Annotated in this window: 2 protein-coding genes (1 of these 2 only partly in view); both read left to right on the top strand. The window is 74.5% G+C overall.

Translation table 11 applies throughout. The annotated features are described in order from the left end of the window. A protein-coding gene (locus tag CP982_RS03825) for an SDR family NAD(P)-dependent oxidoreductase (protein ID WP_150509160.1) crosses the window boundary here: on the top strand, window positions 1-13,424 show its 3' portion. The gene continues 577 nt to the left of window position 1, outside the view; only the last 13,424 of its 14,001 coding nucleotides appear in the window; its start codon lies beyond the left edge, outside the window; it ends in the stop codon at window positions 13,422-13,424. Next, the gene (locus tag CP982_RS03820; RefSeq protein ID WP_150509159.1) at window positions 13,421-21,073 is read left to right on the top strand and encodes a non-ribosomal peptide synthetase; all 7,653 of its coding nucleotides are present in this window, start codon (window positions 13,421-13,423) and stop codon (window positions 21,071-21,073) included. Before CP982_RS03825 ends, CP982_RS03820 begins: the two co-directional genes overlap by 4 nt.

The raw sequence follows: 21,073 nt of genomic DNA, 5'->3' as shown, positions 1-21,073 counted from the left end.
CCGAGGAGCCCGTGCCGGTGGCCGCACCGGTGGCCGCGCGCGGGCAGGAGCCCGCGGAGTCCGCGCTCGCCGCCTGGCTGCGCGCCAGCCTCGCCAAGGAGCTGGAGCTCACCGCGGCCGAACTGGACGACGACGCGCCCTTCGTGGAGCTGGGCCTCGACTCGATCTCCGGCGTCACCTGGACCCGGTCCCTCAACACGCGGCTGCGGCTCTCGCTCTCCGCGACCACCGTCTACGGGCATCCGACGATCAGCGACCTGGCGCGGTATCTGACGCGGGAGCACGGCGCCGTGGCCCCCGACGCGGTGGCGGAGGCGCGGCCCGAGCCCGCCGCGGAGCCGGAGCCGGAGCCCGCCGCCGTGGTCGAGCCCGAGCCGATCGCGGTGGTCGAGCCCGAGCCGACCGCCGAACCGGAACGCGAACCCGAGCCGCAGCCCGCCGCCGAGCCGCAGCCCGCCCCCGAAGCGCCCCTGGAGTCCAAGGCCGTCGGCGGGCCCGCGCGCGCCCCCGGCCTCGTGGACATCGCCGTCATCGGCATGTCCGGCGCGTTCCCTCAGGCGGAGAACGTCGACGCGTTCTGGCGGAACATCCTCGAAGGCCGCGACTGCATATCCGAGGTGCCGTCCTCGCGCTGGTCCGTGGAGAGGTTCTACGACGAACGGCCCGGCGTGCCGGGGAAGTCCTCCAGCAAGTGGATGGGCGTCCTGGACCACGCGGACCGCTTCGACCCGCTCTTCTTCTCCATCTCGCCCGGCGAGGCCGCCGCCATGGACCCACAGCAGCGCGTCCTGCTCCAGGAGAGCTGGGCTTGCGTCGAAGAGGCGGGCTACAGCCCCGACGACCTCTCCGGCACCCGGTGCGGCGTCTTCGTCGGCTGCTCCGTGAACGGCTACGGCGCCACGGCCGACGCGGCCGGGCTCAGCGCCCACCAGAACCTCGGCACCAACAGCGCCATCCTTGCCAGCCGCATCTCCTACACCCTGAACCTCAAGGGCCCCTGCCTCTCCATCGACACCTCCTGCTCGTCGTCGCTCGTGGCCATCGCCCAGGCCTGCGACAGCCTCTGCCTCGGCGACAGCGACACCGCGCTCGCGGGCGGCGTCTGGGTCATCCCGGGCCCCGGCGTGCACGTGGCCATGAGCCAGCTGCGGGCCCTGTCGCCCGACGGCCGCTGCTACGCCTTCGACGAGCGCGCCAACGGCTTCGTACCCGCCGAGGGCGTGGGCGTCCTGCTCCTGAAGCGGCTCGCGGACGCGCAGGCCGACGGCGACCGGATCCACGCCGTCATCAAGGGCTGGGGAGTGAACCAGGACGGCAGGTCCAACGGCATCACCGCCCCCAGCGCCGAGGCACAGGCCCGGCTCCAGAAGCACGTGTACGACAAGTTCGGCATCGACCCCGGTGACATCGAGCTCGTCGAGGCGCACGGCACCGGCACCGCCCTGGGCGACCCCGTCGAGATCGACGGCCTCGTCGACAGCTTCACCGCGCGCACCGACCGCCGCGGCCACTGCGCCGTCGGCTCGGTGAAGAGCAACATCGGCCACACCGCGTGCGCCGCGGGAGTCGCCGGCGTCCTCAAGGCCACCCTCGCCCTGGAGCACGCGACGCTGCCGCCGACCGCCCAGTACGAGCGCCTCAACGAGCACATCGACCTGGACGGCACGCCCTTCTACGTCAACACCCGGGCGCGCGAGTGGCGGCGCGCGGACCGGCCGCGCCTGGCCGCCGTCAGCTCCTTCGGCTACAGCGGCACCAATGCCCACGTTGTCCTGGCGGAGGCCCCCGCGGCCGCCGCCGAGACCTCGGCCGAACGCCCCGGCGGCTCCCGCCTCATCGCCCTGTCCGCCCGCACGGCCGGGCAGTTGAAGGACCGGGCGCGGCAGCTCGCCGCCCACCTCGAAGCGCGCCCCGGCCTGAGCCTCCGCGACGTCAGCCACACCCTGGGCCGTGGCCGCAAGCACTTCCGCCACCGCCTCGCGTTCGTCGTCGACACCACGGCGGGGGCCGCCTCGTGCTTGCGCACCTGGCTGGAGACCGGCAGCGCGCCGTCCGCGTACGCCGGTGACCACAAGCCCCAGCGCCCGGCGCGGCCCGACCTGGGAGCGGCCCGGGAACTGACGGACCCGGACCGGCTGCGGACGCTCGCCGAGGAGTACGCCCAGGGCGCGGCCGTCGCGTTCGAGCTGCTCTTCACGCCCGACCGGCGCCCGGCCCGCGTCTCGCTGCCGACGTACCCGTTCGCCCAGGACTCCTACTGGCTGCCCGGCGAAGCCCCTTCGGCGGACGCGCCCTCCGCACCGGAGCAGGACGCGTCCCCCGCACCGGAGCCGGACAGCGCCGACGAGCCGGAAGGCCCGGTCGACCTGCTGGCCCTGGAGCCGTGCTGGACGCCGCTGCCCACGCCGCCCGCCGCCCCCGACGCCGAACCGGACGACTGGGTCGTGTGGCTCGTCGGCCCCGGCGCCGACGCGGCCGGGCGCGCCCTGCGCACCCGGCTGCCCCGCACGGTGGTGCTCCACACGTCCGAGGTGGCCGCGGACCGTCCGCTGGACGCCGCGTACGCACGGCTGACCCGGGACGTACTGGGGGAGCTGCGCACCCGGATCGCCGCCGGAGACCTGCCGGACGGCGGCCTCGCCCAGATCGTCGTCCTGGGGCACGGCGCCCCTGACGCCCGGGTGCTGACCGGAGTGACCGGGCTGCTGCGCACGGCCGCCCTTGAGCACCCGTGGCTGCGCGCCCAGCTCCTGGAGCACCTCGACCCCTTCGACGCCGCCGACGACCGGTCCGCGGCCGCGCTCGCCGAAGCCGTCGAGGCGGGTGCGCGCGCCCATGCCGAGCTGCACATCCGACAGGAGGGCGGCCGCCGTTACGCCAGGCGGCTCACCGAGGCCGAGGCGCGGCCCGCGCACGGGGCCGCCGCGTCGCCGTGGCGCGACGGCGGCGTGCACCTGATCACCGGCGGCACCGGCGGCCTCGGCCTGCACGTCGCCCGCGACCTCGCCCGCACCCTGCGCACCGGCACGGTCGTCCTCGTCGGACGCTCCGCCCCCGAGACCGCGCGGCCGCGCCTGGCCGCCCTCGCGACGCCGGGCGTCACCGTCGAGTACCGGCAGGCGGACGTCACCGACCGGGCGGCCGTCGACGCGCTCGTCGCGGACGTCGTCGCCCGCCACGGCGCGCTGCACGGCGTCGTCCACTGCGCCGGAGTGCTCCGCGACGGCTACCTCGCCACCAAGAAGGACGGGGACCTGGCCGCCGTCCTCGCCCCCAAGACCACCGGCCTGGTCAACCTCGACGAGGCCACCGCCGACCAGCCGCTCGACCACCTCGTCGTCTTCTCCTCCACGGCGGCCGCGCTCGGCAGCGCGGGGCAGGGCGACTACGCCGCGGCCAACGCGTTCCTCGACACCTACGTGGAGTACCGCGCCGGCCTCGCCGCGCGCGGCCTCAGGTCCGGCCGTGCCGTGTCCATCGGCTGGCCCCTGTGGGCCGACGGCGGCATGCGGCTCGACGGCGCCGCCCTTGAGCGGCTGCGCGGGATCGGCGTGACGCCGCTGCCCACCGAGGACGGCCTGCGGGCCCTGACCGCCGCCGTCGCGGGCGGCGCCCGGCACACCCTCCTGCTCTGCGGCGACCGCGAGCTGCTGCGCGGCCGCCTGGCCGCGCAGCTCACCACGGAGCGGCAGCCGACGCCGCAGCCCGCCCCGGCCGCTGCCCCGCGCGCCGACCGCCGGGCGTGGGAGCGCACGCTCGCCGCCGCCGTGTCCGAGCAGCTCAAGGTCCCCGCCGAGGAGATCGACGGGGACGGGGAGTTCGGCGAGTACGGCTTCGACTCCATCAGCCTGACGGAGCTGGTGCAGCGGCTGAACGACGCCCACGGCCTGAGCCTGGCGCCCACCGTCTTCTTCGAGCACACCACCGTGGGCGCGCTCGCGGCCCACATCGCCGAGCACGCCCCGACGGCCCCCGCGGCACCCGCCCCGGCCCCCGCGCCCGCCCTGGACGCGATCCGGCAGGCCGTGATCGCCGAGGTCTCCGGGCAGCTCAAGGTCCCCGCCGAGGAGATCGAGGGCGACGGGGAGTTCGGCGAGTACGGCTTCGACTCCATCAGCCTCACCGAGCTGGCGAGCCGTCTCGGCGACCGGTTCGGCGTACACCTGGCGCCCACGGTGTTCTTCGAGCACCGGACCGTGGACAGCGTGGCGGCACACCTGGCGGAGACGGCACCCGCGCCGAAGGGCCCGGCCGCGGAAGTCCCGCCCCAGGATGCGCCGTTGGAGGACCGCCTCTCCCCGGAGGGCCCCTCCGGCGAGCCCGGCACCGACCCGACCCTCGCCGCCGAGCCCATCGCCGTCATCGGCATGAGCGGCAGCTTCCCGCAGGCACCCGATCTCTCCGCCTTCTGGGACAACCTGTACGCGGGCAAGGACTGCATCACGGAGATACCCGGGGACCGCTGGGACTGGCGTGCCCTGGAGGAGGACCCGGACGTCCCGCGCGGCAAGAAGCCCGTGCGCTGGGGCGGGTTCCTCGACGGCGTCGACCGGTTCGACCCGCTGTTCTTCGGCATCTCGCCCCGCGAGGCACGCACCATGGACCCGCAGCAGCGGCTGCTGCTCACCCATGCCTGGCAGGCGCTCGAAGACTCCGGGTACGCGCCCTCCGGCCTGGCCGGGAGCGACACCGCCGTCCTGATCGGCACCGCGCCGAGCGGCTACGGCAGCCTCGTCATGGGGGAGCGGGCCGGTGAGGACGGCTACGCCGCGACCGGCGTCTCCGGCTCCGTCGGCCCCAACCGCGTCAGCTACCTGCTCGACCTGCACGGTCCCAGCGAGCCGGTGGAGACGGCCTGTTCGAGCTCCCTCGTCGCCCTGCACCGCGGCGTCGAGCTGCTGCGCTCAGGCCGCAGCGGCCTCGCGCTCGTCGGCGGTGTCAACACCATCGTCAGCCCCGACCTGCACATCGGCTACAGCCGTGCGGGCATGCTGTGCGAGGACGGCCGCTGCAAGACGTTCTCCGCACGGGCCAACGGGTACGTGCGCGGCGAGGGCGTCGGCGTCCTGGTCCTGAAGCCGCTGCACCGCGCCCGGCGCGACGGCGACCGGATCCTCGGCGTCATCCGCGGCAGCGCCGTCAACCACGGGGGCCGCGCCCACTCGCTCACCGCGCCCAACCCGCGTGCCCAGGCGGACCTCCTCAAGAGCGCCTACCGCGACGCGGGCGTCGACCCGCGCACCGTCACCTACGTCGAGGCGCACGGCACCGGCACCGAACTCGGCGACCCCGTCGAGCTGAACGGCCTCAAGAGCGCCTTCGGCGAGCTGTACGCGGAGACGGCGGGCGCGCCGGGCCACCTCGACGCCCCGGCCCGCTGCGGCCTCGGCTCGGTGAAGAGCAACATCGGCCACCTGGAACTGGCCGCGGGCGTCGCAGGAGTCATCAAGGTGCTCCTCCAGATGCGCCACGCCACCCTGGTCGAGAGCCTGCACTGCGCGGACCTCAACCCGTACCTGGACTTCGCGGACAGCCCGTTCGAGGTCGTCCGCGAGCGGCAGCCGTGGCAGCGGCCGCGCGACGCCGAGGGCCGGGCGCTCCCGCGCCGGGCGGGCGTCAGCTCCTTCGGCTTCGGCGGCGTCAACGCGCACGTCGTCATCGAGGAGTACGTCGAGGAGCGCGACGACGAACGCGACAAGCGCGACAAGCGCGACAAGCCCGATAAGCACGACGAGTATGCCGAGGACCACGGGGGACACGCGGCCATGGGATCGCACGCCGACGCGCACACGGGCACCGCCGGGGCACCCGCACCGGCCGGGGCGCTGATCCCCCTGTCCGCGCGCACCGAGGAGCAGCTCGTCGCCCGGGCCCGCGCGCTGCGCGACCACCTGAGGGCCGGCCACGTCGCCGCCGGACGCCTGACCGACCTCGCGTTCACGCTCCAGGTGGGCCGCGACGCGATGGAGGAGCGGCTCGCGACCCGGGTCACCTCGCTCGCGGACCTCGAGCACCGGCTGACGTCGTTCGTGGCGGATCCGGCGGCCCACGAAGGCTGGCACCGCGGCACGGTCTCCCGCCGGACGGGCGCCGCCCAGGACCCCGCGCGGCGCCCCCTCACGACGGGTGGGCGCGACGAGGCCCTCGCCCAGTGGGTGGCCGGTCACGCCCTCGACTGGCGGAGCCTGTACGAGCCGGGGGCCCGGCCCGCCCGGATCGGCCTGCCGACGTACCCGTTCGCCGAGGAGCGCTACTGGGCGGGGCGCGGCACCGCGCACGCCACCGAGCCCTCGGCCGCGCGGCCGGACAGCACGCCCGACGCGCACCCGATGCTGCACCGGGCCCCGGGCGGCACGCCGACGGCGTACCGCACCGTCTTCGACGGCGCCGAACCCTTCTTGAAGGACCATCAGGTGCGCGGTCTGCGCGTCCTGCCGGGCGCCGCGCACCTGGAGATGGCCCGCGCCGCCGTCGCCCGTACCGCGGCGGCACCGGGTCGCGTCCGGCTGAGCGACGTGGTGTGGCTGCGGCCCGCCACCTGCGCCACGGACGACGGCCTGGACGTGCGCCTCGACCTGAAGCCGACGGGCACGGACGGCTACGCGTACACGCTCCACACCGTCGGCCCCGACGGCGAGCGCGCCCTTTCCAGCCAGGGCCGCGCGCACCTGGCCGACGCGCCCGCCGAGCGTCCGGCGCTCCCGCTCGCGGACCTGCGCGCCGCCTGCGCAGCGACGGCCTTCACCGCCGCCGACGTCTACGGCCTGTACGACCGCGTGGGCATGGAGTACGGCCCGGCGCAGCGCTCCCTGACGGCGCTCGCCGTCGGCACCGACACCGCCGGGCGCCCCCAGGCGCTCGCCGAACTGCGCCTGCCCCGGGCGGCGGAGCCCGCCGACGCCTACGGACTGCACCCCAGCATCCTCGACGGCGCCCTCCAGGCCACGATCGGCCTCGGGCTCGGCGGGGGAGAGGGCGCCGCCCCCGCACGGCCCGCGCTGCCCTTCGCCCTCCAGGGCGTGGACGTCCTGGCCGCCACCCCGGCCACGGCGTACGCCTGGATCCGCTACCAGGACGGCAGCCGCCCCGGCGACACGTCCGCGAAGCTGGACATCACCCTGGTCGACACCGAGGGGCGGGTGTGCGCGGAGCTGACCGGTCTGCTCGCGCGGGTGCTGCCCGCCGAAGCGGCCCCGCAGGCCGCCGCGCCGACCGAGCCCCCGGTCGAAGAGGCTTCCGGTACGCCCCTCGCCGAGCGCGCGCTGCCGTACCTGCGCGACCAGCTCGCCACGGCGCTCGAAGTCGCCCCCGAACGCCTCGACGTGGACACGCCGTTGGAGTTCTACGGCATGGACTCCATGATGGCGATGGAGCTGACGCAGCATCTGGAGGACACCTTCGGCGGCCTGTCGAAGACGCTGTTCTTCGAGGTCCGCACGGTCCGGGCGCTGAGCGAGCACTTCGCCGACGAGTACCCGCAGCGGCTGCGCGCCGCCCTCGGCACGGCGGCCCCGGAGCCCGCGTCACAGGCACCGGCCCCGGCCCCGGCTCAGGCCGAGACCGCCGTCCCGCTGCCGGACGCAGGCCGCGTCACCGACATCGCGATCGTCGGTGTGAGCGGCCGCTACCCGCTGGCGGAGAACCTCGACGAGTTCTGGCACAACCTCCGTTCCGGCCGCGACTGCGTCACCGAGGTCCCGGCGGACCGCTGGGACCCCCGCGACCACGAGGGCACGTCCCGGTGGGGCGGCTTCGTCGACGGAGTCGACCGCTTCGACCCGCTGTTCTTCCGCGTCTCGCCGCGCGAGGCGGAGTTCCTCGACCCCCAGGAGCGGCTGTTCCTGGAGTGCGTCCACCACACCCTGGAGGACGCCGGATACACCGGCGAGACCCTGTCCCGGCAGTCCACAGGGCCCGCCGACGCGGGACTCGTCGCCGCCGGCAAGGTCGGCGTGTTCGTCGGCGTGATGTACGAGGAGTACCAGCTCTACGGCGCCCAGGCGCAGGCGCGCGGCCACCGCGTGGCGCTCTCCGGCAGCCCCTCGTCCATCGCCAACCGGATCTCGTACTTCTACGACTTCCACGGCCCGAGCATGGCCGTGGACACCATGTGCTCCTCCTCGCTGACCGCGATCCACCTCGCCTGCGAGGCGATCAGGAGCGGCCAGTGCGCGGCGGCCGTGGCGGGCGGCGTCAACGTCAGCGTCCACCCGAACAAGTACGTGATGCTGAGCCAGGGCAAGTTCACCTCCAGCGACGGCCGCTGCCGCAGCTTCGGCGAGGGCGGCGACGGCTACGTGCCCGGCGAGGGCGTCGGCGCCGTCCTGCTCAAGCCCCTGGAGCGGGCCATCGCCGACGGCGACCAGATCCACGCCGTCATCAAGGGCACGGCCCTCAACCACGGCGGCAGGACCCACGGCTTCTCGGTGCCCAACCCGGCGGCCCAGGGCGACGTCATCACCCGCGCCCTCGCCCGGGCCGGTGTCGCCCCGCACGAGCTGAGCTATCTGGAGGCGCACGGCACCGGCACCTCGCTCGGCGACCCCATCGAACTGACCGGCCTGGTCAAGGCGTTCGGACGTACGACCGGGGCGGCCGCGCCGACCTGCGCGATCGGCTCGGTGAAGTCCAACATCGGCCACTGCGAGAGCGCCGCGGGCATCGCGGGCGTCACCAAGGTGCTGCTCCAGATGCGCCACGGCGAGCTGGTGCCCAGCCTGCACGCGAGCACGCTCAACCCCCATCTGGACTTCGACGGGACGCCGTTCGCCGTGCAGCGCGACCTCGCGCCCTGGCACGGGCCGCGCGTCGCGGGCGTCTCCAGTTTCGGCGCGGGCGGCGCCAACGCCCACGTGGTCCTGGCCGCGTACGAGCCCGAGGGCGCGCCCGCCCCTTCCCGTACGCGCCCTGTCGTCGTGCCCCTCTCGGCCGCCACCGAAGGCCAACTCATCGAAGCGGCACGGCGGTTGCTCGCCCGCGCGGACGGCCTCGCCGAGGACGACCTCGCCGCGCTCGCCTGGACGCTGCAGACCGGCCGCGTCGCCCTTGAGGAGCGCCTCGCGTTCACCGCGGAATCCCTGGAGTCCCTCCGGCGCACCCTCGGCGCCTTCCTTGCCGACCCCGCGGCGCCGGGCGACTGGGTACGCGGCCGCGTCCGGGCCGACCAGGCCCCGGCGGCAGCGGACGGCGAGGCCACAGGGCCCCAGGAGTGCGCGGCCCGCTGGGCCCGCGGCGAAGCCGTCGACTGGGACCGGCTGTACGCGGCGGACGGCACGGCACGCCCGCGCCGTCTGAGCCTGCCCGGCTACCCCTTCGCCCGCGAGCGCCACTGGCTCGACCTGGAGACCGCGACGGGCGGCGCGTCCGCCCCGTCCGACCACGTGCTCCTCACGCACCCCGTGTGGGAGGCCGAGGAGGCCGGCGACGCGACGGCCGCCCCGCAGGCCGAACGCCACGTGGTCCTCGTCGGCCGGTTCGCGCCGGGCGAGGAGGCCGCGCTGACCACGGCCCTGGCGTCCGGGGCACACCTCGAGACCGTGGCGCTCGCGGACGACGCCCCCGTGCACACCGCGTACCTGACGGCGGCACGGCACGTGTTCGCACGGGCGCGCGCCCTCCTGACGGACGGAGTGCGCGGCGGCGCGCTGCTCCAGGTCGTACTCGTCGGCGACCGCGGCCAGGGCGCGACGGACCGGGCCGTGTTCGGCGGCCTGAGCGGCCTGCTGCGGACCGTGGCCCTGGAGAACCCCAAGCTGCGCACCCAGCTCGTCGACTGCCTCGACGGCGCCGCGCCCGCCGTGATCGCCGAGCGGCTGCGCGCGGAGACGGCTCCGGAGACGGACCCCGAAGTCCGCTACCGCGCGGGCCGCCGCGAGGTCAGGCGGCTCACGGAACTCGCTCCGGCACCGGACGCGGGCACCACCCCGTGGCGCGCGGGCGGCGTGTACCTCATCACCGGGGGCACCGGCGCCCTCGGCCTCCTCACGGCCCGGGACATCGCGTCGGCCGCCGCGGGCGCCACCGTCGTCCTGACCGGACGCTCGGCGCTCGACGAGGCCCAGCGGCGAGCCCTCGACGAGCTGCGGGCCGCGGGCCTGACCGTCGACCACCAGCGCACCGACGTCACCGACCGCGCCGACGTCGAACGCCTGGTGGCGCACATCGCGCGGACCCACGGACCGCTGACCGGCGTCGTGCACGCCGCGGGCGTGCTGCGCGACAACCTCGTCGTGAACAAGGAGCCCGAGGAATTCACGCGCGTCCTCGCGCCCAAGGTCGCGGGCCTCGTCCACCTCGACGAGGCGACCCGGGACCAGCCCCTCGAACTGTTCCTGTGCTACTCGTCGACGACCGGCGCCCTGGGCAACGCGGGCCAGGCCGACTACGCGGCGGGCAACGCGTTCATGGACGCCTACGCCGCCCACCGGGGCCGCCTCGCGGCCGCCGGGGCGCGCCACGGCCTGACGCTCTCCCTGAACTGGCCCCTGTGGGCCGACGGCGGCATGGGCGTGGACACCGCCACCGAGGACCGGCTGCGGCGCATGGACCTCGTCCCGCTGGACACCGAGAGCGGTCTGCGCGCCCTGCGCACCGGCGTCGCCGCCCGCCGCACCGGACTCGCCGACGGCCAGCTCCTCGTCGTCGCCGGGCGGCGCGACGCGGTCCTGCCGCGCCTGACCGCGCGCCCCGGCCGGGCGCCGCAGGCCGAGCCGCACCCCGCGGCCGAGCCCGAGGCCGCGGCCTCCGGGCCGAAGCGCGGTGCGGTCGGCGACGACCGGGCCCTGCTCGACCGCACCCGGCGCCATCTGCGCGCGCACCTGGCGGCGGGCCTCAAGCTCGGCGCCGACCGGCTCGACGCGGAGGTGCCGCTCGAGCGCTACGGCATGGACTCCGTCGTGGCCATGAACCTGATCGCCCAGCTGGAGACGGACTTCGGCACCCTGCCCAAGACCCTGTTCTTCGAGGTGCAGACGGTCCGGGAGCTGGCCGAGTACTTCGTCGCGCAGCACGGTGACGCGCTGCGCGCGCTGTTCGGCGAGACGGCCACCGCGGTGCCCGAGCCCACTCCCGCACCGGCCCCGCCCGCCGCCGAGCCCGCGCGGGCCGAGCGCGAACAGGCCAGCCCCGCCGCGGCCGCGCCGCTCGCCCGCGACCCGCGCGACGAGGGCGTCGCCATCATCGGCCTCGCCGGACGCTACCCGGGCGCCGCCGACCCCGAAGCCCTGTGGGGCCTGCTGCGCTCCGGCGCCGACTGCGTCACCGAGGTCCCCGCCGACCGCTGGGACCACGACGCGGTGTTCGACCCGGACCGCGACGCGCCCGGCAAGAGCTACGGCAAGTGGGGCGGCTTCCTCGACGGCGTCGACCAGTTCGACCCGCTGCACTTCGGCATCTCGCCCCGCGAGGCCGAGACCATGGACCCGCAGCAGCGGCTGTTCCTGGAGACGGTGTGGCAGCTCCTGGAGCAGAGCGGCGTCACCCAGGAGGCCGTCGAGCGCACGTACCGTCGCCGGGTCGGCGTGTACGTCGGCGCGATGTACCAGATGTACCGGGCCGACACCGCCGACGTGGTGCGCTCCGCCCTGACGTCCGCGGCGTCGTACAACCTCATCGCCAACCGCGTCTCGCACTTCTTCGGCCTGGAGGGGCCGAGCCTCGCCGTGGACGGCATGTGCGCGTCCTCGGCGGCCGCCATCCACCTGGCCTGCGCCGATCTGCTGAGCGGCGACAGCGAGCTGGCGATCGCCGGAGGCGTGAACCTGACCGTCCACCCCGACAAGTACCGGGCGCTCTCCCGGGCGGGCCTGCTCGGCAGCCACCCCGGCAGCCGCAGCTTCCAGGACGGGGACGGCTATCTGCCCGCGGAGGCGGTGGGTGCCGTCCTGCTCAAGCCGCTGGCCGCCGCCCGCAGGGACGGCGACACCGTCCTCGCGGTCATCAAGGGCAGCGCCTCGCTGCACGGCGGCCGCGCGGGCCAGTTCATGGCCCCGAGCCGCAGGACGCAGGTGAACGTGGCCCGCAGGGCCCTGGAGAAGGCGGGCTGCGACCCCGCGTCGATCGGCTACGTGGAGGCCGCGGCCAACGGGTCCGCGCTCGGCGACGCCGTCGAGGCGGGCGCGCTGCGCGAGGTGTTCGGCGCCGTCACCGAGCCGATCGCGCTCGGCTCGGTGAAGTCCCACCTGGGCCACCCCGAGGCCGCCTCCGGCATCGCCCAGCTCACCAAGGTCGTCCTCCAGCTCCGCCACCGGGAGCTGGCGCCCCGCGCGGCGGTCGGCACGCCCAACCCCGAACTCCGCCTGGACGAGGGCCCGCTGCGGCTCTGCGAGTCGCTGACGCCCTGGGAGCCGCGCCCCGGCACGCCCCGGCGCGCGCTGCTCAACTCCGTCGGAGCGGGCGGCAGCCACGTCAGCCTCGTCGTCGAGGAGGCGCCGCGGGCACCGGCGGCCGAGCGCACGGAGGCGGCGCCGCCGCAGCCCCGGCGGCCGGAGCTGATCCTGCTGTCCGCGGGCGACCCCGAGCGGCTGCGCGCCGCGGCCCGCCTGCTGCACGACTTCGTCGAGCGGACGGACGAGCCCGGCGCCGACGACGCCGCCTGGCTCGCGGACGTCGCCCACACGCTGCGGGTGGGCAGGGAGGCCCTGGCCGAACGCCTGGCGTTCGTCACGGACTCCCGCGCGGGCCTGCTGCGCGCGCTCGCGGACTTCCTGGCCGACCGGTCCCCGCACACCCCGCTGTACCGGGGCGACGCCGAGGCCGGTGCCGCGACGCTGGGCGACCTGCTCGCGGGCGGCCACGGCGAGGCGTTCGTCCGCGCGCTCGTCGCCGACGGCGAACTCGACCGGCTCGCCGAGCTGTGGGTGCGGGGCGGCCGGATCCCCTGGCGCGGCCTGCACACCGGGCAGGGGCGCCGGCTGGTACCGCTGCCGACGACGGCGTTCCGGCGCAAGCGGTACTGGGTCGGGCACACGGGCACGCCCACGGCGGCCCCGACGCAGGACACGGCCCCGCACGCCGGGCAGCCCGAACCCGTCACCGAATCCGACGGCGGCGGGCACGGCCACGGCGACGACATCCTCCGCTACCTCGCGGACCACTTCACCGAAGCCCTCGGCTTCGCCCCCGGCGAACTCCCGCTGGACAAGGACCTGCACGGCCTGGGCGCCGACTCCGTCCTGTGGGTGCGCCTGCGGCGCGGCGTGGAGACCGACCTCGGCCTCACGCTCACCACACGGGAGATCGTCGAACTCGCCACCCTGGAGCGCATCGCGGAGCGGCTGGCCGCGAAGCGCGGGACCAGGACCCCACAGCCACCCGAAGCACCGGACGTACGCGAAGCACGGGCCAAGGCCCTGGAGGAGTTCCGCCAGGGTCACGTCGGACTCGAAGAACTCAAGTCACTCATGAAGGAAGCACCGGGCGCGTGAACGAGGATCAGATTCTGGCGGGCTTCAAGGCGGGCCTCTACACCGCTGAGGACGTGCTCGCGTTCTACGAACGACTCCAGGACTCCGCGCGGGCGGGCGTCACGGACCGGCGTGCCCTCTCCGAGGGCCAGAAGGGGCTGTGGCTGCTCCACAAGCTGCGGCCCGCGTCGGACGTGTACAACGTCCCCGTCTGCTTCCGCACGTCGGCGCCGTTCGACGTCGCGGTGTTCGAGGAGGCCTTCCGGCAGGTGACGTCCCGGCACGCGCTGCTGCACAGCGTGGTCGTCGAGGACGAGGGCACCCCGTACCTGGCACGGCGCCCCGACGGCGACGTGCCCTTCCGGCACCAGACCGTGCCGCACGGCCTGCCCGACGACGTCCTGCTCGCCCTGGCCCGCGAACAGGCCAAGGCGCCCTTCGACCTGCACCAGGAAGGACCGGTCCGGGCCGTCGTCTACACGGCGGGCACGGCCGCCGCGCCGGAGACCCTCGTGCTGCTCGTCCTGCACCACCTGGTGTTCGACGGCGCCTCGACCCCCGTCCTGCTGCGCGACCTGCTCCACACCTACGACACCCTGCTCCGGGGCGGCACCGTCGAGCCCGCGGCCGCGCGGCACGACGCCTACGACGCGTTCGTGCGCTGGGAGGCGGACTTCCTCGCGGGCCCCGACGGCGCCCGCCACCGCGCCTTCTGGCAGGACACCCTGGCGGGCGACCTGCCGGTCCTGCGCCTGGGCATCGAGCGCGCCCCCGCGCCCGGCACCGCCGTGGTCGGCGAGACGGTCTCCGTGCCGCTGCCCCCGGCCCTCGCCGGGCGGGTGCGCGACCTGTGCGCGGCCCGCGGCGCCAAGCCCGCCGTGCTCTTCCTCGCCGTGTACGAACTGCTCCTGCACCGCTACAGCGGCGAGCGCGACCTCGTCGTCGGCGTGCCGTCCCTGGGCAGGCCCGACGCGACCTACGACGACGCGGTCGGCTACTTCGTGAACATGCTGCCCGTGCGCCACGGCGTGCGCGGCGACGTGCCGTTCACGGACTTCGTGCGCGACCTGACGCTCGTCATGGCCGACGGCCTCGACCACGCCGCGTACCCGTTCCCGCGCATGGTGCAGGACCTGAACCTGCGCACGGAGCCCGACACATCGCCGGTCTTCCAGGTGTCGTACGTCTTCCAGAACCAGCGCATGATGCACCTCACGGACGGCGACGTGCGCGGCCTGGACCTGGCCCGCTCGCTGCGGTTCGTGGAGGAGATATCCCAGGAGGGGGAGTTCAAGCTCCACCTCGAAGTCGTCGAGCACGCCGCCGACGCCTACACGCTGCACCTCAAGTACGACGCCGCGCGCTTCGACACGGCGGACGTCGAGCGCTTCATCGGCCACTACGAGACCCTGCTGAGCGCCCTCGTGGACGCCCCGGAGCAGCGCCTCTCCGAGGCATCGCACCTGTCGGACGACGAGGTCCGCCGGTTCGACGCGTGGAACGACACGGCCCGCCCGTTCTCCGCCGACCGGAGCCTGCCCGACCTCCTCGCCGACGCCGTCGCCCGCCACGGCGACCGGACCGCCCTCGTGTACGGCGAGCGGTCCCTGACGTACGCCGAACTCGCCGCGCGCACCGACGCCCTGGCCGCCGAGCTGCGCCGCCGCGGCGTCACGGCGGACACGGTCGTCGGCATCTCCATGGAACGCTCCATGGAGATGGTGATCGCGCTGTGGGCGGTCATGAAGGCGGGCGGCGCCTACCTCCCCCTGGAGCCGGACTACCCGGCCGAACGCATCCAGTACATGATCGAGGACTCGGGCGCCGCCCTCGTCCTCACCCAGTCCGCCGCCGACGTCTCCGCCCTGACCGGGGCGCGCACGGTGCTCCGCCTGGACGCCGACGGCAGGCCGGTCCCCGACGGACGGCCGGTCCCCGACAGCGGCCCGGCCGCGCCCGCGCCCGCCCGCGTCGCCCCCGGCGACCTCGCGTACGTCATCTACACCTCCGGCTCCACCGGCCGCCCCAAGGGCGTCATGGTCGAGCACCGGGCCGCGGTCAACCGCGTCGAGTGGATGCAGAACGCGTACGCGCTGACCCCCGACGACGTCGTGCTCCAGAAGACGCCGTTCAGCTTCGACGTCTCCGTGTGGGAGTTCGTCTGGCCCCTGATCACGGGCGCGCGCCTGGTCGTCGCCGCGCCGGGCGGCCACAAGGACCCCGCGTACCTGGTCTCGCTCATCCGGGCCGCCGAGGTCACCACCGCGCACTTCGTGCCGCCCATGCTGCGCCTCATGCTCGACCACGACGGCTGGGCCCGCTGCACCTCGCTGCGCCAGGTCTTCTGCAGCGGCGAGGCCCTGCCGCCGGAGCTGCCCGCGCGCCACTACGCCCAGCACCGCGCGCGCCTGCACAACCTGTACGGCCCAACCGAGGCCGCCATCGACGTCACCCACTGGGCCTGCCCGCCCGACACCACGGAGCGCACGGTCCCGATCGGCCGCCCGATCCAGAACATCCAGCTGTACGTCCTGGACGACCTGGGCCGCCGGCAGGCCGTGGGCTGCGCGGGCGAGCTGCACATCGCGGGCGTCGGCCTGGCCCGCGGCTATCTGAACAACCCGGGCCTGACGCGCGAGCGCTTCGTCCCGAACCCGTTCGCCGCGGACCCGGACGCCCGCATGTACCGCACCGGCGACCTCGTCCGGTGGCTGGCCGACGGCACCCTGGAGTACCTCGGCCGCATCGACAACCAGGTCAAGCTGCGCGGCTTCCGCATCGAACTCGACGAGATCGAGGACCGCCTCGCCCGCCACCCCGCCGTGCGCGCCTGCGCTGTCCTCGCCCGCGAGGACAGTCCCGGCAACCCGCGGCTCGTCGGTTACGTCGTCCTCGACGAGGCGCACACCGGCGACTTCCACGACACCCTGGTGCGCCACCTCGGCCAGGCGCTGCCCGACCACATGGTCCCGGGCGCCCTGGTCCGCCTCGACGCCCTGCCGCTGACCGCGAACGGCAAGCTCGACCGGAAGGCGCTCCCGGCCCCCGACGCCGACGCGTACGCCGTGGCCGGTGACCGGGTCGCTCCCCGCACGCCCACCGAGCGCACCCTGCTCGCGGTCTGCGCGGGCCTGCTCGGCTTCACCGAGGACCGCATCGGCGTCCACGACAACTTCTTCGCCCTCGGCGGGCACTCGCTGCTCATCCCGAAGCTGACTGCGCGCCTGCACGACGCGGGGCTCGACTGCGAGCTGCACAGCGTGTTCGCCGCCGCCACGCTCGCCGACCTGGCCGCCGCGATCGACGCGGCGCACACCACGGACGACCCCGACGCGCGGGACGCGGAGGGCGCCGTCCCGGCGCGGGCGGCGTTCACCGTCCCGCCGAACGGCATCCCCGCGGACTGCGACCGGCTCACTCCGGACATGCTGCCCCTGGTCTCCCTGACCGAGGACGAGCTGGCGGCGGTCGTCGCCGCCGTGCCCGGCGGTGCCCGCAACGTCCAGGACGTGTACCCGCTGGCGGCCCTCCAGGAAGGCATGCTCTTCCACCACCTCAAGGAGAGCGGCCACGACCCGTACGTGCTCTCCGGTGTCTTCTCCTTCGAGAGCAGGTCCCACCTCGACGGCTTCACGCATGCCTTGCGCGCGGCCGTGGCCCGGCACGACGCGCTGCGCACGGCGATCCTCACCCAGGGCCTGTCGCGGCCCGTCCAGGTCGTGGCGCGCCGCGCCGACCTCGAACTGGAGGAGTTCGAGCTGCCCGAGGGCCGCGACGCCGAGGGCGAGATCCGCGAACTCCTGGCCCGGCCGCAGGCGATGCGCCTGGACCGCGCCCCGCTGATCCGGCTGCGCGCCACCCGGCAGCCCGGCACGAACACCTGGTACGCGGCGCTCAACCTGCACCACGTCATCGACGACGCGACCTCGCTCGGCCTGCTGTTCCGTGAGGTCGTCGCCCATATGACGGGCCGCGCGGGGGAGCTGGCCCCGCCCGCTCCGTACCGCGACTTCATCGCCCACGTGCGGCACCGCGCGCGCGAGCTCGACCCGGCGGAGTACTTCCTGGACCGGCTCGGCGACGTCACCGAGCCCACCGTGATGTTCGGGCTCCAGGACGTCCACGGCGACGGCCGCCGCGTCCTCGACCTGCGCCGCCCCCTGGACGCCCGCCTCGGCGAGCGGATCCGGGCCTGCGCGAAGGACCTGCGGATCAGCCCGGCCACGCTGTTCCACGCGGGCTGGTCCCTGGTCGTGGCGGCGTGCGCGGGCCGCGACGACGTGGTCTTCGGCACCGTCATGTCCGGCCGCCTCCAGGGCCCGCGCGGCATCGAGCGCATGCTCGGCAACTTCATCAACACCCTGCCCGTGCGCCTCGACCTGGCCGGGACGAGCGTGGGCGACCTGGTGGGCGCCACGGACCGGACCCTGCGCGACCTGGTGCGCCACGAGCAGACCCCGCTGGCCGTCGCCCACGGCCACAGCGCCGTACCGCCGGAGACGCCGCTGTTCAACGCGATCCTGAACTACCGGCACCTGGAGTCCGACGACCGCATCGACGACACCGAGCTGGAACGCGCGGGCGTCAAGTCCCTCGCGGGCGTCATCGAGCGCAGCAACTACCCCATCGCCCTGTCCGTCGACGACCTCGGGCACTCCTTCTCGCTCGACGCGCAGATCGACCAGGCCCAGGACGCCGAGCTGGTCATCGGCTACCTGGAGACCGCCATGGAGCGCCTCGTCGACGCCCTCACCACCGAGGGCGCGGAGCGGCGCCCGGCCCTGGAGCTGCCCGTCCTGAGCGACGCCGTACGCCACCGGGTGCTCGCCGAGTGGAACGAGACGCCCGCGGCGGAGCCGGTGGAGCGGTGTCTGCACTCCTGGTTCGAGGGGGTCGCGGCCGTGCGGCCGGACGCGGTGGCGGTGGAGTTCGAGGACTGCCGTCTGTCGTATGGGGAGTTGAACGCGCGGGCGAATCGTCTGGCGCGTCATCTGCGCACGCTGGGCGTGGGCCCGGACGTGCTCGTGGCGCTCTGCCTGCCGCGCAGCGAACACCTCGTGGTGGCCGTCCTCGCCGTCCTCAAGGCGGGCGGCGCGTACGTACCCGTCGACCCGGCCTCCCCGGCGGACCGGCTCGCGCACATCCTGGCGGACAGCGCCCCCCGCGTCCTGGTGACCGACGGCGCGTTGCCCGAGGGCCTCGCCGTTCCGTCCATCCCCGTTGTGGACGTGCGCGCCGACGCCGACCAGTGGGCCGCCCGAGCCGCCGACGACCTGTCGGTGCCGGACCTGACGCCGTCCGCCATGGCGTACGTGATCTACACGTCGGGTTCGACGGGTGTGCCCAAGGGTGTGGTCGTCGAGCACCGCAATGTGGTGCGGCTGTTCACGTCGACAGATGACTGGTTCCGCTTCGGTGAGCGGGATGTGTGGGCGTTGTTCCACTCCTTCGCGTTCGACTTCTCGGTGTGGGAGATCTGGGGTGCGCTCCTGCACGGTGGTCGTCTGGTGGTGGTGCCGCAGGCGGTGACGCGCAGTCCGGAGGACTTCTACCGGCTGTTGTGTGAGGCGGGGGTGACGGTTCTCAACCAGACCCCGAGTGCCTTCCGGCAGCTGATCGCCGCACAGGGCGAGGACCCGGAGCCGCACGCCCTGCGCGCCGTAGTCTTCGGCGGCGAGGCCCTGGAGGTCGCCTCGCTCAAGCCCTGGCTGCGCCGCCCGGCCAACAAGAACACCCAGCTGGTGAACATGTACGGCATCACCGAGACCACCGTGCACGTCACCTACCACCCGCTGACCGAAGCCGACCTGGACCGGCCAGTCAGCCCCATCGGCCGCCGCATCCCGGACCTGCGCACCTACGTCCTGGACGCGCACGGCCGCCCCGCGCCCATCGGCGCCGTGGGGGAGCTGTACGTCGGTGGCGCGGGTGTGGCCCGTGGCTATCTCAACCGGCCTGAGCTGACGGCGGAGCGGTTCCTTGACGATCCGTTCCGTGAGGAGCCGGGCGCCCGGATGTACCGTTCGGGCGACCTGGCGCGCTGGCTGCCCGACGGCTCCCTGGAGTACCTGGGGCGCAATGACGACCAGGTGAAGATCCGCGGCTTCCGCATCGAGCTGGGTGAGATCGAGGCCCGCCTCGCCGAACACCCCGCCGTCCAGGACGCCCGCGTCCTGGTGCGCGGCTACGACGACCAGGACCAGCGCCTCGTCGCCTACGTCGTACCGTCGCCCGAGGCCGCGCCCGCCGTGCGCGAGCTCCTGCGCCTGGACCGCACCGAGCCGGAAGCGCTCGCGCGGACCTACGAACTGCCCAACGGCATGACGGTGTTCCAGCAGAACAGGAGCGAGACCGACTTCGTCTACGACGAGATCTTCACGCACCTCGAATACCTGCGGAACGGCATCACCATCGAGGACGGCGACACCATCCTCGACGTGGGCGCCAACATCGGCCTGTTCACGCTGTTCGCGGGCAGCCGCTGCCCCGGCGCCCGGATCCACGCCTTCGAGCCGATCCCGCCCGTCTTCGACTCGCTGCGCCGCAACGTCGCCCTCCACGGCCTCAACGCCAAGGTGCACGACTGCGGCCTCGCCGCCGAGGCGAAGGAGGAGACCTTCACCTTCTACCGCCACAACACCGTCATCTCCTCCAGCGTCACCACCGCCGAACAGGCCCACGACCTGGTGCGCTCCTATCTGCGCAACCAGGAGGAGCTGACCGACGAGGGCGCGGACGGCGCGGCCGCGGGGGACGACCTCGTCGACGCGGTCGTCGACGCCCGCCTCGACAGCGAGCAGTTCACCTGCCGCCTGCGGACCGTCTCGGAGATCATCGAGGAGGAGTCCCTCGACCGGATCGACCTGCTGAAGGTCGACGTGGAGAACGCCGAGTACGAGGTGCTCAAGGGCATCCACTGGCGGGACTGGCCGAGGATCCGCCAGCTCGTCGTCGAACTCCACGACGTGGACGGCCAGTTGGAGAAGGTCGTCACCCTCCTCAAGGCCCTCGGCTACGACGTCGTCTGCGAGCAGGACAACCGCCTGCTGCGCAACACGACCCTCTACAACGTCTACGCCCGCCGCGCCGAAGGACAGGACGCGCGGCCGACGGCCGAGCCCGCCACCGCGGCCCCGCGCTGGTCCGGCCGGGCCGCCCTGCTCGCCGACGTACGCGACAGGCTGGGCGCGGCGCTGCCCGAGTACATGATCCCGGCGGCGCACGTCCTCCTCGAAGAGCTGCCCCTGACCCAGAACGGGAAGCTCGACCAGCGGGCCCTGCCCGCCCCCGAGGACCGGCAGCGGCCCGCAGGGCGCCGCGTCGCGCCCCGCACCGAGGCCGAGCGGACCGTCGCCGGAGTCTGGGCCGAGCTGCTGCGCACCGACGCCGAAGCCCTCGACGTCGACAGTGACTTCTTCGCCCTCGGCGGCAACTCGCTGCTCGTCACCCGCCTCGTCAACCGCCTCGCCCAGGCGACGGGCGCCGAACTCACCGTCCAGGCCGTCTTCGAGGGGCCCACTCTCGCCGCGATGGCCGCCGAGCTGGAGCGGCGCGCGCCCGGGGCGCCACAGGGCGGCGCACTCGACGTCGCCGCGATCCTGGAGGGCATCGACTTGATCGAGAACATGAGCGAAGAAGAGCTGGACGCGTTGGAAGGCCGGATCAAGTGA

This window comes from Streptomyces spectabilis (assembly GCF_008704795.1).
GTDB classification, from domain to species: domain Bacteria; phylum Actinomycetota; class Actinomycetes; order Streptomycetales; family Streptomycetaceae; genus Streptomyces; species Streptomyces spectabilis.
Note: the sequence above shows the minus strand (reverse complement) of the source record. Positions and strands in the feature narration are given on the sequence as shown.